The sequence below is a fragment of the Oenococcus oeni DSM 20252 = AWRIB129 genome (genome assembly GCF_000372485.1).
Lineage (GTDB): Bacteria > Bacillota > Bacilli > Lactobacillales > Lactobacillaceae > Oenococcus > Oenococcus oeni.
On record NZ_AQVA01000005.1, the window covers coordinates 122,641 to 137,536 of the forward strand.

Below are 14,896 nucleotides of genomic sequence, written 5' to 3' on the forward strand. Positions count from 1 at the left end.
TTAAGCCTTAATTTGCGAGATTAAATCTTTTAAAGCCTTGGCCCGATGGGAAATTGAATCCTTTTCTTTTTCACTTGCCTGACCAAAACTTTTTCCAAGATCGTGTGAATAAAAAATCGGATCGTAACCAAAACCATCCAATCCTTCTTGATGATCCAAAATAGTCCCTTCACTAATACCTTTGGCAATAATCTCTTTTTTTAAACCAAGCAAAACAATAATGGTTGTAAAGTGGGCTGATCGTTTTTCCGTTGGAAGGCCCTTCAATTCTTTTAGTACCTTTTCAACGTTCGCCTGATCGTTATGATCACCGGCATATCGAGCTGAATAAATGCCAGGGCGTCCGTTCAAAGCATCAATACAAAGTCCGGTATCTTCAGCCATTACCAAATCGTTCGGATACAATTGTGCAGTTGTTTTCGCCTTAATTTCAGCGTTTTCCAGAAAACTTGAACCATTTTCAACAATTTCCGGAATATTTGATAGATGATTTAAATCAATTAAGTCAAAACGGCCGTTCAGAATTGAAGCCGCTTCTTGACTTTTCCCTCTGTTTTTTGTGGCGAATATAATTCTTTGCATATTAACATAATAAGAAAAATAATCAAAAAACAAGCCTTTATTTTTTTAATTTAAAGTTAATTGAACTTTTAATATCAGCGAAACAATTATCTTAAAAAGCTAAAACAAAAAACGATCTTAAGCGTTTTCTAAGCCATCCGCTCTTTAATCGCAGCCAAACTCACTTCGGCTGTATTATCAAAATAAAGATCCGGAACAGCAGTCTTCGTTGCCGGCCCAATCCCAAGAGCAGTTTGGCCGGCTCCTTTAATCGATTTAATTCCGGCTGGAGCGTCTTCCAAACCGATCATCTCTTCAGCTCTAAAACCGAGAATCTCACCGGCCCGAACAAAAATCTCCGGATCCGGTTTTCCGGCATGCAAAGTCGCCGGATCAACAATTCCTTTGAAATAATCGCTGATTCCTAATTGTTTAAGTATTCCAGGAGCGTTCTTTGAGGCACTGGCAAGACTCATTTGATAACCGGCGCTTTTCAAATCATTAAGCAATTTCTCCATGCCGGGCAAAATATCAGCAGGCGTTAACCGTTTTATCAATTGCTGATATTTTTTGTTTTTCTGATCGGCTAAAGCTACTTTTTCTTCATGACTGTAACTTTTTTCATGATTGCCGGCTTTTAGAATCATTTCCAAAGAATCCATCCGCGAAATGCCCTTTAGATCGGCTGCGAGCTGGTCACTCCAGGGTGTTTTAACCTCTTCAGCTGTTTGTTCCCAAGCCTGCTCATGAAATTTGGCCGTATCGGTAATGACACCATCCAAATCAAAAGTAAAACCTTTAATATCCGAAAATTTTGCCATTATAATTTCCCTTTTTAATTATAAATCAGCAAAACCTTTCTGTTTGGAAGCCCTATTCAAATCAAGGCCTAATTTCAATGCTTCTTCCAAAGTAGAAACACCAATCACCTGCAGACCTTTTGGCAAATCGATTCCTGCCAAATTATTTTTTGAAACAATTGCCCGTTTAAATCCAAGCTTGGCAATCTCTTTCAAACGATCCTCAATCAGAGAAATTGAACGGACTTCTCCTCCCAAACCTACTTCACCAAGAAAAACATCGGAAGCATTAGTTGCTTTTTCATGGTAAGAACTGGCAACGGCTAAAGCAATTGCCAAATCAGCTGCCGGCTCGTCGATTTTAACGCCTCCGGTAATTCGAACATGGGCATCCTGATTTTGTAAAAGCAGATTGGCATGTTTTTCCAAAACGGCTAAAATCTGAGCAACGCGATTTCGATCAACGCCGGTTGTCACACGCTGAGCGTTACCGAAAACCGTTGGTGCGACCAAAGCCTGCACTTCGACTAAAATCGGACGACTGCCCTCCATACTGGCTGTAATTGCCGATCCGGTTGCGCCGGCCAAACGCTCTTCGAGAAAGATCTCCGAAGGATTGGCTACTTCTCGTAAACCATGATCACGCATTTCAAAGATACCAAGTTCATTGGTCGATCCAAAACGATTTTTAACAGTTCGGAGGATCCGGTACTTGTAATTGGCATCCCCTTCAAAATACAGAACCGTATCAACCATGTGCTCGAGAATTTTCGGACCGGCGATCGATCCATCTTTAGTAACATGCCCGACAATGAAAACCGTAATTGCATTCGTTTTGGCGATCTGCATTAAGTCGGCCGTCACTTCTCGTATTTGGGCAACCGAGCCAATTGGCGACTGCAGATCAGGTTCCTGCATCGTCTGAACCGAATCAATTACCAAATAATCCGGTTCGATCTGTTGGACAATTGATTTAATTTGTTCCATATCCGTTTCCGGATAAACAATAAAAGAATCCGAACCAACTCCAAGTCGATCAGCACGCAATTTAATCTGATTATCCGACTCTTCTCCGGAAACATAAAGAACACTTCCGCCATTTTCGGCCAACTGACCAGAAACCTGAAGCATTAAAGTCGATTTCCCGATTCCTGGATCGCCGCCAATCAAAATTAAGCTTCCCGGGACGATCCCACCGCCAAGGACGCGATTTAATTCCCTTAATCCAGTCCTTGTTCTAGGTAATTCATTACCGGAGATTTCAGAAATCTTTTTCGGTTTGGCAACCCGCCCGTCGAAACTGATTCGAGCTTTTCGGTTTACAACTGCTTCGGGAACAATTTTTTCCTCTATTAATGTATTCCATTGGCCGCAATTCGGACAGCGCCCAAGATAGCGAGCACTGGTATAGCCACAGTTGGAACAAACAAATTGTGTTTTTGCTTTTGCCATTTTTTCCTATATATTAAACTGTTTAGACCACTATTTTAGCCATGATTGACAATATGAACCGGTGTTTTTGGCAAATCAATTATTACCAACCTTAGTTTTTTTGGCAAAAAATCTTCCAATTGATGAGGATCACGCCAAATAACAGTTTGTTCATTGTTGTCTTTTGCAAAAAAATTCTCTTGGCCGACTCTTTTAACCAACCAAGTGAAATTGATTTCACTGTTATGTTTATTTTGATAACTATACAAATTTTCCGTCACAGCCAATAAACGAACTGTTTTAATTTTTATGCCCATTTCCTCGGTAAATTCACGAATAATCGCCTGATCACTGCTTTCACCAAACTTTAATTTACCGCCCGGCAGCGTAACATAAGAATGCTGAGAACTTATCTTATCCGGATTAAGAGCTAGTTGATTTTTTTCATTAAACAAAACTCCAGTAACCCGAACCTTGAAATCGTGCGTTTCGTTTCGAAAAACGATATCATTTGCTTCATCAGACATTAATTATCTCCCGTCGAACCAAAGCCGCCATGTCGAAGACCTCCAGCACGGTCATTATCGGCAAGCAGAAAGGGAACAAAAATCGCTTGAACGATCCGGTCTCCTTTTTTAACATCGACAGTTTTACCGGATATCGACTGTAATTGAACAAAAATCTCGCCTTCGTTTTTCTCATTATTGTAATAGTCGGCATCGATTACACCGACCGAATTAGGCAGGACCAATCCACGTTTGTAAGGCCCCGAAGAACGATTAACCAAAAATAAGACATTATCATGCGGCATATAAGCTTTAATCCCGGTCGGAACCAATTTAATCGTACCGTCACCAGGTATTTCTGTATCCTCAGCTGCTCTTATATCATAGCCGGCCGCATGCGCAGTTCCCCGGCTAGGAAATTTTATGCCGGCATCTTTGAACCTTGTTACAATTTCAAAACCTCGATCTTTAGTCATACATACCATTATACGAATATGAGATTTCTAATAAAAAAAGATAAAAGAAAAGCCGAAAAAACATTCGACTTTACTACTTTTTATCATCAGTGGTCGTATATTCATCAAGCATATGTTCACCAGAAGCCATATGCCTTTCATAAGCATGTTCCATACTTTCGATATGTTGATTAAGGTAGTCCATTTGTTGCGCAGTCCCGGAATGAATATTGCGCCATTCTTCGGCTGTGTAATGATCCTGCTTTCTAAATTTTTCTCGGTCCATGCTTCTCCTTATTAGATTATTTTTGGTTAAGGATTTTTATAAAATTAGTCAATCCTCTTACACTTCCATTATAAAAAGCTATGGGAGTTTGTAAAATTAAAGTATGAATGAATATCAGATTAAGTTTAAAGAAGATTGTTACTATGCCGAAAACAACGCAGGTAAGGTAATTAGCGAACTTTTATACTCGAAAATCAAGCAGGGAAAAGTAATCAGCATCAACCAAGTCAGAGTTGACCCGCTTTTTAGAAATCGCGGCATCGCTGGAAAATTGCTGAAAAAAGCAGTTGACGATGCAGTAAAAAACGGTCAGCTAATAAAAGCGGTTTGTTCCTTCTCTAAAAAGGCATTTTTGCAAAACAAAAACTACCAAAAATACGAATACAAAGAAAACTAATTATTTTTGTTAAACATGATTGCTGAACGTTGATAAAATAAAATATACAAAATAAACCGATATTATGTATCATGAAAGCTAGGTTATTCAATGAATTACATCGGAAATTTTTTAAAACGTAAAGATGCCCAACTTTATTTGACATTAATTTTTTTAATTATCGTTATATACACTCTAAGAAACTTTATTGGCGTGATTCTGTTAACGACGATTTTTTCTTATTTAGCAATTAAAGCCAGCTTATTTTTCAAGAAGCAATTCAAGGTTCCTTATCTGCTGGCGGTGATTCTTATGTACGTTTTTGGATTGGGCCTTTTTATCAGTGCAATCACTTATGCTGCACCGCTTTTAGTGGAACAGTTAAAAGTGATTCCGAATATGATATCCAAAGCAATTGTCGATCATCCCTATTTAAACAAAAATATTGATAAATTGATTAATCAGGCTATCCACAGCAGTGAAATTGTTTCCAATAGCAAAAATGTTCTAATTACCGGTTTGCGAGAAGTCGGTCATGTCGGTACCGGGTTCACGCACGTTGTATTGGCAATTTTCTTAAGTTTCGTTTATAGTATCAGCCACAATAGACTCTTGAAATTCGGCCACGAGTTCCTCAAGTCTCCTTATCGCGAATTCTTTAAAAACATTTATTACCTGGCTCGCAAATTTGTACTGATTCTCGGCAAAATAATTGAAACGCAATTGCTGATTTGTTCGATTAATACACTCTTAATGGCAATCGGACTGTCACTTTTAAAGATGCCAAGCTTACTTCTATTAACGATTATTATTTTTATTTTTGGTCTGGTTCCGGTTGCCGGGGTTTTGATTTCAATCATACCGCTCGGTTTGATTGCTTTCGCCAGTGGCGGTTTGATTCGAGTAGCGGAAGTAATTGTCCTAGTAGTCGTAATTCATTTATTTGAATCGTATTTTCTCCATCCTCGTCTAATGGCCGGTCGGACAGATCTGCCGGTATTTGTCGCTTTTATTACTTTAATCATCATGAGCGAACTGCTCGGGGGTTGGGGATTAATTGTCGGTTTACCGATTGTTTCTTTCTTCTTGGATATTTTAGGCGTCCATAGTTCAGAAAAAAAGAAAAAAATGCCAAAAACAGTCAAAAAAAATGATCACTAAATATTGTCGGGGTTAAATTGACAATCTATCTGATGATCATTAATGATGCCAACAGCCTGTAAATAGGAATAAATTGTCACGGGGCCGGTAAACTTAAAACCGGTCTTTTTCATTTGTTTGGAAATATTAATTGATAATTGGTTCTCAGAGGGAATATCTGCGTGATTAAGAACGTGATTATCAATAGTTTTTCCGTTAGTAAAATGCCAAAGATAATCAGCAAAGGAACCATATTCCTTTTCAATCTTCAAGAAAATTTTTGCGTTATTGACCGTAGCCGACAGTTTCATCCGATTTCTAATAATATCTTTGTTCAATAAAAGATTTTCAATCGAGGTAACTTCTGCGACTCTTTTGATTTCGAAATTAAAAAAAGCCCGACGAAAAGCATCGCGCTTTTTTAAAACAATTGCCCAACTCAAACCGGCCTGATAGGTCTCTAAACAAAGTAACTCAAATAAATAGCGGTCGTCATGGCTTGGGCGCCCCCATTCCAGATCATGATATAAAATCATTTCCGGCGATGGTTTATTAATTTCAGAGGCCCAGGCGCAACGCTTTTTTTGATCGTTTAATAAAAGAGCAGGCTGTTGATTGCGCATATAAATCAAACCTCATAATCCGTATCTGCGTCCAACTGAATATCGCTTTCATCAGTTTGTGTTCCGCCAGCAAACTCAAAGGTTCCAGAGGCATGATAAACGTCGCCATTTTTTGTACCGCTAAAATAAAGCTGAATATCAGTAACATCAGCATCGTAAGATTCGGCGGCTGAGATAAATTCACCATTAATCGCTGAAATCCAGACCGGCAAATTGAGATTTTTGTAATCAAAATGCCTGGCTGTCGATAACAGTGCCTTCTTCATCAATGTTTGATCGTCCATAATTTCCTCCTCAGTTAATTCTATACTGCCTAGTATTGCATGAAAATGCGCTAAAACATAGGCTTTTGATCAATCAAAAGCCGAAGCAAAATCAATCATTCTTATTTTTGTATACCTAAACCAGTACTTTATTCGTGTCCAATTATTAATTCTTTATTTTTTTATGCAGCCATACTAAAGATTACTTTTGGAAATAACTTTTAGCTGCTGATCAAAATTATAAATAATCGGTTCCCCGTTGCCAACTTCAACTTTCATAAAATTATCGTCAGATATGCGATCCAAAAACTTTAATAAAACTCTAATAGAAGAACCGTGGGCAACCAACAAAACATTCTTTTCACTTCGAAGCTGTTTGGCAATTTGATCTTCCCAAAAAGGTTGAACACGTTTCCAAGACATTTCGGCCGACTCGCCAAGAGGTTCTTTAATTCCCAGTTTTAAATAACGCTCGGAAGATTCTTCGTGACCCAAAAGTGGTGGAACGGTCGTATAACTGCGGCGCCACTCTCTGACCTGAGTATCTCCATACTTTTGTGCGGTTTCGGCTTTATTAAGGCCGCGTAAAGCTCCATAATGCCGTTCGTTTAGACGCCAGGACTTGACTATCGGGAGCCAGGCCTGATTGATTTCATTCAAAATAATATAGCTGGTTACAATCGCTCTTTGGAGCATTGAAGTATAAACGATATCAAAATCAATTCCAGAGTGTGACAACTGTTTTCCAGCAACATGTGCTTGAGAGATCCCTTTTTCAGTTAACGGAACATCGGTCCAGCCGGTAAAAATATTATCGTGATTAGCAGTCGATTCCCCATGACGGATTAATACAAGTTTACTCATACATAAATCTTAACGATATTCAATAATCTTTGCGTCTTATTTCTAAAACAAAAAATAGATTTACTTAATTTATTTTTTATAAATATATCAGGCGTTTTCCTTGAAGACCAACAACTACTTTTCTTTCGACCTTTAAATTCGGGTAAATACTGGATAAGGCTGCCGCATATAGATTCAACTGGCCAGAGTATCTCTCCTTTAATTTGGAAACGTAGTCCTTGCCAAAACGGTCTGTTTTATAGTCAAACAAAGTAATTAGACCATCGCTGATAAAATAACCGTCAATAATTCCATGAACCAAAACCGGATCACTTGTCTCGACCTGCTGATAAATTTGTTTTGCCGGAATAAGCATTGCAAAAGTCTGTTCGCGTTTTAAAGTCGACGCGGATTTTTTTATTTCTGTACCAAACTCCGAATTAGCAAACCAGATAATTCGATCAAGTTCGATTGATTGACGGGTTTTTTGATCGGGAATATTCTCTTTGATCAGTTGTTGAAGATAATCCTTGTCGATTTCTTTTTTCCAGTCGATCTTTTCCAAAATCAAATGGGTAGCCGTTCCTTTGTCGGTAGAACTTACTTGTTCTTGATCGTTGCCACCAATGAATTTTGGTTCGGGAAGTTCGGTAATTTGTGGCTGACGATCGGAATTCATTTCGGGCATCAATAAGGAATCAGGATCCTCAAAAACACGTTTTAATTCACTGACATTATGATAAGCCGCCAGTTCGCTTTCGATTTTATAAGGATAATTGTAATCGAGAATTTTCTTGCTTCGCGCAAGATCGATCCCGGTCTCCTCTTGTTCGTTCTGTTTGATTTTTGCTTTATTTTCAACAATTTTCGGAATTGTTTGTGCATTGTAACTTTCAATTTTAAAAGTAAGGTCCTTTTTTGAATAATTCCCCTCAACCTTGTCCAATTTAATATATCCGCTGTTTGCCAAAGACATGCCAATCCAACTTTGATAACTTTTTGCCCGCATTCGATCTTGAAAAGCAATTACCTTTTTTCCGATTGAAACCGGAGTGCCCCAATTATGAATTAAATCACTCATTCTTTTACTTGAACCAACTAAATATAATCTCTGTTCGGCTCTTGTTAAAGCAACATACAAAAGTCTCATTTCTTCGGCCCAATTTTTCTCTTTAATTTTCTCGGCAACAGCAATCTTTTGAATTGTCGGAATTTTTACCTGGGAAGTTGGATGAACGAAATCAATTCCAATTCCATTATCGAAATCAACAACCATCGCTCCATTGGAATCACGGTTATCAATTTGCTTATCCAAATTCAAGAGAAAAACAATCGGAAATTCAAGCCCCTTCGCGGCATGAATTGTCATTACGGATACAGCCTCCTGACCCATATTGACCGGTGCCTGGGCAAAGTCTTCGACCGAATCCATCAGCTGCTCGACGTAACGAATAAAAGAAAACAAGCCAACGAAATGATTATCGGAAAGCTGCTGGGCATATTGATAAAGTGCATGCAAATTAGCCTGTCTTTGACTCCCTCCAACCATTCCGGCAACATACTCCGGCCAATTAGTATCGTTATAAATTTGCCAAATCAAATCAACGATTTGATTATCGGCAGCTATTTCTCGATAATTTTCCAGTTGAACCAAAAAAGCCGCCATTTTTTTTTGTAAATCTAAATCCTGACCTGTTTTAGCGTAAGCCTGCAGGGCCGAAAAATAGTCATGTTTCATATCGGCTGTCCTGATTTCGGCTAATTGATTCTCATCCAGTCCATAAATCGGAGACCGTAAGACAGCCACCAAAGGAATATCCTGATGAGGATTATCAATAATTTTTAAAAAACTCAAAACAATCGATACTTCAAATTCTTGCAAAAAATTACCCGCAGCAACATTAATTGGAATGTGATACTTTTTAAAAATTGTTTGAATATCATTTTCCCAGCTGTGAGAACGCTCAAGAATAGTAATATCCCGATAAACAAGCGGTCGCATTTTTCCACTCTGGCGATCATAAATTTCAGACTGTCCAACCAACGCCTGAATTTTTGCAGCAATGATTTCGATTTGCGCTTGACGACTATTAAAATCTTCATCTTCGTTGCTCTCTTCGTCAATATCGAAAATCGAGATGTCGGCAACGTTCTTCAGATTCTTTGGGTAATCCCGATTGGCTGCTTTTAATTCGACATCCCCCCGATAATCGATTCCACCAAGTTTGCGGTCCATTAATTTGCGAAAAACAGCATTCGTAAAATCGGCGACGTTGTGTTGCGAACGATAATTTTCAGATAGCTCTATTAATTCGCCGCCGTTTCCCTCTTTATATTGAATGTATTTATTTGAAAAATTGACTGGATCTGCTTGTCGAAAACCATAGATGCTTTGTTTTAAATCTCCGACCATAAAGAAATTCGATCCATTGGAAACGTCCGTAAGAATATTTTCCTGAAGATCGTTAATATCCTGATACTCGTCAACAAGTACTTCATCAAAAAGTGATTGAATTTCTTCACGAACGGTCTGATTTTGGAGAATTTGATAAGCAAACTGTTCACCGTCGGAAAAATCGAGTAGCGATAATTCTCTTTTTTTTAAAGCAAATTTTTTGCGGAAAACTTTCGTTAATCGGATTAATTCTTCAACAACACCTAGAGATTTTTCACTGATATCAAGCCATTGAGATTCATTCAAAAACAAAAAATCACTTTCAATTGAACGGTAAGAATCTTTAGCCTCTTTAATCCAGGGCTTGATCCAGTTATCAAAATAATCGGCTTCTTGTTCGTTTTTTCCTGATTTGCGAGCCGATTTCGGCCAGGAATTATTAACAAAGTAATCGCTCATTTGCTGCCAATTATTTTGAGAGCAAACTTCGATAAAACCGCGAACCAGACCAACTGCATCAGCTAAATAAGCTATGTAACTGTGATAATCTTCGAGATCTTCAACTCCTTTTTTGGCCGAAAGAAGCTGATAAAGGGCGGCCGAAGCGCGATTAACAATTTGTGGTTGTAATAATTCTTTCCAAAAAGAACCTTTCGTCAGGCCGCCGCTTAGACGATAATTTTCAGCGATCGAATCAAGCCAAAAATCAGGGTTGGCACGAGTTTCGGCCATCGTATTCAATTTGATGACCAAATTTTTTAAATCCTGATCATGGCTGGCGGAAGAAAAATTATTCAAGAGCCTTAGAAATTTTTCATCATGATACATTTCATCAAAGGTGTCGTCCAAAACATCTTTGACAAGAAGATTTTTTTCAGTTTGATCAGCCAACATACGATATCGCGGATCAAGTCCAATTACTGAATAATAACGCTCGATAATTCTTAAAGAAAAAGAATCCAAAGTGCCAATTGCAGCAGAATTAAGCAACAACAATTGTTCCTGCAAATGTCTTTTAAGTTGACCTTCTTCTTCGGTGATTCCAGCCCGAATCCGTTTTTCCAAACGATTCTTCATTTCTAAAGCTGCTGCATCGGTAAAAGTTGAAATTAAGAATCGATCAATGCTTTTTCCGGAGAGCAGTTGTTGATAAACATGTTCAATCAATACAGTTGTTTTACCGGAACCGGCTGAGGCTGCTACCAGTAAGTTATGATCAGGAATATGCGCAATAACAGCCCGTTGATTCTTAGAAAAATTCATTAATTTTCGCCTTCTTCCTCGCGCATTTTTGAAATCAATTCACTTTTATTTTTTGGATAACGAGTCAAGTTATTATATTGATTACCGAAATTTCTATCAAAATTCATAATTTCCGTGTAATCAGAATATGTTAAAGCGCTTCTTTGTTCATTCTTTTTAATCGGGTATAACGGAAATTCTCCATGAATGATTTTGTTACCGGCTTCCACTAATTTTTTTTCGTCATGTTTCAGTAAGACGGTCAAATCTTCTTTGGAAACCAAATCGCTTCGTGCCGTTTTTTGACCTTTTTTGGTTAAACCGAAATTATAATATTTGGCTTTTTGACCGGCCAAGACCGTTTGCAAATTAGCTAAATAATTCTGATCATCAAGTAAAATACCATGAAATTGGAAATCCGGCACCTGTTGTTTGGCCCGATCACCGATAAGTTGATCTAGTTGGATCTGATGAGCCAACGCTTGGGAAATGTCAGCCGGTTTGTTTCTTATCTGTACAAAAACGGCTCCGCCAGGCTGATTGATTCCAATGCGTGAACTATTCTTTGACAAAGCAAGCCAGTAGGTCAATAACTGCAATTCTGTGCCTACATAAGCATCGCGAAAATCAAATACTTTTCCATTCGATTTGTAATCAATAATCGTGCCAAATATATGTTCCAGATCCTGTTGATCAATTCGGTCAACCTTTCCGCGCAAATAAATCTTGCGACCATTTGCCAACGTAAAATCAAGACCGGATAAAGATTGCTCCCGCTGTTGGTCAGAAGACAATTTTCCAAAAACGGCTTCTGTTTTAATTGGACGAGAGTTGTTTAATCGATTGGCCCTGTGCATTAATTTCAGTGTTAACAAAACGTCACCAGTGAGGCTCCGAGCAACTGCGCGAAAATGATCATCGGACTGCAAAATTTGAAAATCAGGCAATTCGATCAAATTCTGGGCACTTTCTTGGCTGAGTTTTTTCAATTCCTGATCGCTTAAATCATGAAAATCGGTCCTTTTACCTATTAAACGGTTAATAACCTGTTCGAAGATTGAATGATAATAAGTACCGGACAAAGCGGCATCGACTGTGAACTGATTACGCTTCTTCAGTCGCAGACCGTATTGGAGAAAATATTCATAAGGATTGCTGTAATATTTTTCAATTTGGGAAATAGAAAGTCTTAAATCCTCACCGAATAACTTTTTAATTAATTCCGGCCGCAAAGTAACCGGCTGGTTGTTGTAATGAAGGGCCTGAAGTATCCTTTGAAAATAGGGATTGCGTTTAATCAGCAAATCTGTCAGACCGTCAATAAAATCTTCACCAAAATTTTGCGCAGTTTGACTCAAAATGGCAGCCGAACTATTTGCTGTTCCCAAATAATCGACCAAATCGGCTTGTGATTGAGGCAGATCGGGAATTTTTTCAATCTTAAGGTCAGAAACATTTTTCAAAGAAAGGCGCCTTAAATAAGGTGATAACTCATTTTGCTTTCCGTCAAGTCTCAGTTTCGAATAGGAGAAAGTAACCGAATCAGTCGCCGACAAAACAGAAGAGTAAAAACGGAAATTTTCAGCAGTCATTTCCTGCCGGCTAGTATCCTGAAGATAGTAAGGTTTTTGTGCTTTTGAGAAATCATCGATTAATTGCAAACGATCGAAATCATCGATTAAACTGCTGGAATTAGTTTGAGCGGGAAGACTAGCATCGCTGGCATCAATAAAATAAAGCGCTTTAAAATCATTTCTTTGAACAATTCCACTTTCGGAAACGGTAATTTGATCAAGGCTGGCAGGAATACCGGAGAAACTGGCAGCGGCAAAACCGTCTTTTAGAATTTGCAAAAAATCTTTTTGGCTGTATTTTTTATCACCGATTAGTTGATCTACTTCGTCTAAAGTCGAAAGAAGCAATTTCCAGGTTTGCTGGCCGCGATCGTCTCCATCATTAGCTTGATTGAGCAAAACTTGGTCAACTTGTTGATCGGTCAGCCAGTTATAAAGTGTTTTAACGGCTTGATGATAATTTTCGACTTTTGCGAATTTTTCTTGAAAATCGTCAAGAATCTTAATTATAAAAAGACGCATTCGATTAATCAATGCATTAATTTGCCGGTCGATTTTGTGATCGTCATTTAAATCCTGCTCATCTGAAATCTGAATCAGCTGGAATTCTTCTTGGCGCCAATTTTTTTCTTTTGGATTGTTGGCCAATAAATAATTTTCCAAATAATCCAAAGCCGTTTGAAAATTGTCCTCTAGCTGCCAAGACAAAAGACCGGTTCGGAAAATTTTCATAATTCGTTCATAGGCAAACTCATTAGAAGACCCCAATAAGTTCTCGGCTAAAGAAGCAAGCGGATGATCAGACATACGCGTATCTTTATCAAGAAAATAAGGCAAATCATAACGATCAAAAATTTTTGGAATAATATTTTTATATCCGTCAAGTCTTTGAGCAAGTACGAGAATGTCTTTTGCACGTAATTTCGGGTTATCAACTAACCGTTGTCTGATCGAGCGAGCAACAAAGTCGATTTCATGTTCCTGATCGCTGCTGACAACAATCTTAGTCTGTGGGAAAGAACGCTTTTGACTTGTAAAACCCTGTGTTTCCAACTCGCGCCAACTCTGCTCAAAATTCAGCTGCGACTCGGATAGTGGGCGGATGTTGGAAACGATCCAGACTCGTGCTGAAGAAAATTCGTTTTTAAAGAGTTGATTGGCTCTATAAAATAAATTCCCTTCCCCATATTGATCGCTCTGCTGTTCCCCTGTCAATGAAAAAACAATTTCGGACTTTTTGCCCAATTGTGTTTTTCTATCTGCTGAAATCAAAGCCTTGACGAGTGATAATTCACTTGCTGTGAAACCGGAAAAGCCCTCGAAGTAAAAATTGCAATTTTTTAAATCAATCTTGCTGATTTGAGTGGCAAAATTTCTGAGAGCATCGTCAGGTAAAGAATAATCTTTCAAACTCGGCAATATTTTTGTTTCAATTAACGCAAGTACTTTAATTTTTTCCGATAAACGATCATCAAATTGATGAAGGGGCAAAATTTCGCTTGCTGTCAGGCCCGAACGCCAAATCTCCAACAATTGCTCGGCAACATTAGCAACAAAACCAGGCATTCGTGCCGAACGGGCGAAAATATTCAGTTTTTCAATCGGAAGTTCTCTTAAAACCTGTCCAACCAGAATTGAAACAGACTGGTTGGAGATAATTGTTTTTTGGTCGCGTTCTTTGGTCAAAGCCCAGGCGAGACGGGATAACGAATAAACCTGTAGACGAGAAAAAGCTTGGGCTTCTTGATCATTTTTCCCCAACAAAGAACCAAATTTCTTTAAAACGTCCACTTCGGCAGAGAACTTAATATGGTTTGGAACAATATAAAAAAAACGCGCCTGGGGATCGATCCGGTATTTTTCATAAATTCGTTCTAATAATTCACTGCGAAAATCCCTATCAGCAAAACCCCTGACGATTTCTAAAGTCATAAATCAATTTTATCATCGTAAAAAACTGCTTGTTGAATAAGTTGAAGCTTTAAAAATTAAAAAAATATTTTAGTAAAGATTTTAGTAAATTTATTACTGAAATCGCTTTCTATTTAGTATTTTCTGCTGTAACATTTATTAAAGAAAGTGGTGGAAATAAATTAAAGCAGTTCCAACATTTTCAATAACTATTTTGGTAGATTGTAAAATTAATCCGAACGCTGTTCGGACAAAAAAGATCAGCTTCCTTTAAAATGGTGTTTACCACAAACCCATCTTTTAGGAGCTGATCTTTTGTCTAGTATAACCTATTCCGAACGAATTAAAATCGAAACTTTTTGTGAACTAGGGCTGTCCAATATCCAAATGGGCGTTCGGCTGAACCGATCACCGTCAACAATTTCTTATGAATTATCTCGATGTCAACCTTATCAGGCTGAATTAGCACAAACAGATGCCGAATACAAGC

14 protein-coding genes are annotated in these 14,896 nt (G+C 38.2%); 3 read left to right on the plus strand and 11 right to left on the minus strand.

From position 1 onward, the window contains the following. The 6 genes from rdgB to A3G9_RS0104880 form a co-directional block, all read right to left on the minus strand. Window positions 1-615, minus strand: a complete 615-nt coding sequence (rdgB, locus tag A3G9_RS0104855; RefSeq protein ID WP_002818142.1) for an RdgB/HAM1 family non-canonical purine NTP pyrophosphatase — start codon at window positions 613-615, stop codon at window positions 1-3. 95 nt (window positions 616-710) lie between these two features. Continuing rightward, on the minus strand, window positions 711-1,382 hold the full coding sequence (gene pgmB, locus A3G9_RS0104860) for a beta-phosphoglucomutase (RefSeq protein ID WP_002821584.1): 672 nt from the start codon (window positions 1,380-1,382) through the stop codon (window positions 711-713). Window positions 1,383-1,400: 18 nt separating this feature from the next. After that, window positions 1,401-2,813 (minus strand): DNA repair protein RadA, encoded by a 1,413-nt coding sequence (gene radA / locus A3G9_RS0104865; RefSeq protein ID WP_002817898.1) that lies wholly within the window; start codon window positions 2,811-2,813, stop codon window positions 1,401-1,403. Window positions 2,814-2,848: 35 nt separating this feature from the next. Next, window positions 2,849-3,319: an NUDIX hydrolase gene (locus A3G9_RS0104870; protein ID WP_002818140.1), complete on the minus strand. Its 471-nt coding sequence runs from the start codon at window positions 3,317-3,319 to the stop codon at window positions 2,849-2,851. After that, window positions 3,319-3,774: a dCTP deaminase/dUTPase family protein gene (locus A3G9_RS0104875; RefSeq protein ID WP_002818139.1), complete on the minus strand. Its 456-nt coding sequence runs from the start codon at window positions 3,772-3,774 to the stop codon at window positions 3,319-3,321. Before A3G9_RS0104875 ends, A3G9_RS0104870 begins: the two co-directional genes overlap by 1 nt. Before the next feature lie 73 nt (window positions 3,775-3,847). After that, entirely contained in the window at window positions 3,848-4,039 is a 192-nt protein-coding gene (locus tag A3G9_RS0104880; RefSeq protein ID WP_002818138.1) for a hypothetical protein, read from the minus strand. Window positions 4,040-4,142: 103 nt separating this feature from the next. Here A3G9_RS0104880 and A3G9_RS0104885 point away from each other — a divergent pair, with 103 nt between their 5' ends. Next, window positions 4,143-4,436, plus strand: a complete 294-nt coding sequence (locus tag A3G9_RS0104885; RefSeq protein ID WP_002818137.1) for a GNAT family N-acetyltransferase — start codon at window positions 4,143-4,145, stop codon at window positions 4,434-4,436. A 90-nt stretch (window positions 4,437-4,526) separates the two neighbouring features. Further along, window positions 4,527-5,576: an AI-2E family transporter gene (locus tag A3G9_RS0104890; RefSeq protein WP_002821585.1), complete on the plus strand. Its 1,050-nt coding sequence runs from the start codon at window positions 4,527-4,529 to the stop codon at window positions 5,574-5,576. Here A3G9_RS0104890 and A3G9_RS0104895 read toward each other — a convergent pair. The 5 genes from A3G9_RS0104895 to A3G9_RS0104915 form a co-directional block, all read right to left on the minus strand. Further along, a complete protein-coding gene (locus A3G9_RS0104895; protein ID WP_002818135.1) occupies window positions 5,573-6,178 on the minus strand; it encodes a DNA-3-methyladenine glycosylase I in 606 nt (201 codons plus the stop codon). The two genes, A3G9_RS0104890 and A3G9_RS0104895, sit on opposite strands and share 4 nt — an antisense overlap. A 5-nt stretch (window positions 6,179-6,183) precedes the next feature. Further along, window positions 6,184-6,462 carry a hypothetical protein gene (locus A3G9_RS0104900; RefSeq protein ID WP_002817904.1) on the minus strand — a complete coding sequence of 93 codons (279 nt, stop codon included), beginning with the start codon at window positions 6,460-6,462 and terminating at the stop codon, window positions 6,184-6,186. Window positions 6,463-6,636: 174 nt separating this feature from the next. After that, window positions 6,637-7,305, minus strand: coding sequence for a 2,3-bisphosphoglycerate-dependent phosphoglycerate mutase (locus tag A3G9_RS0104905; RefSeq protein ID WP_002818134.1), 669 nt, complete (start codon window positions 7,303-7,305; stop codon window positions 6,637-6,639). Between the two features lie 76 nt (window positions 7,306-7,381). Beyond that, window positions 7,382-10,942 carry a helicase-exonuclease AddAB subunit AddA gene (addA, locus tag A3G9_RS0104910; protein WP_002821588.1) on the minus strand — a complete coding sequence of 1,187 codons (3,561 nt, stop codon included), beginning with the start codon at window positions 10,940-10,942 and terminating at the stop codon, window positions 7,382-7,384. Next, complete coding sequence (locus A3G9_RS0104915) at window positions 10,942-14,427, minus strand: PD-(D/E)XK nuclease family protein (RefSeq protein ID WP_002818131.1); 3,486 nt, start codon at window positions 14,425-14,427, stop codon at window positions 10,942-10,944. The genes addA and A3G9_RS0104915 overlap by 1 nt, the downstream gene beginning before the upstream one ends. 294 nt (window positions 14,428-14,721) lie before the next feature. Here A3G9_RS0104915 and A3G9_RS1000000109840 point away from each other — a divergent pair. Further along, window positions 14,722-14,896: helix-turn-helix domain-containing protein (locus tag A3G9_RS1000000109840; protein ID WP_015639733.1), on the plus strand; the 175-nt coding region annotated here is incomplete at its 3' end.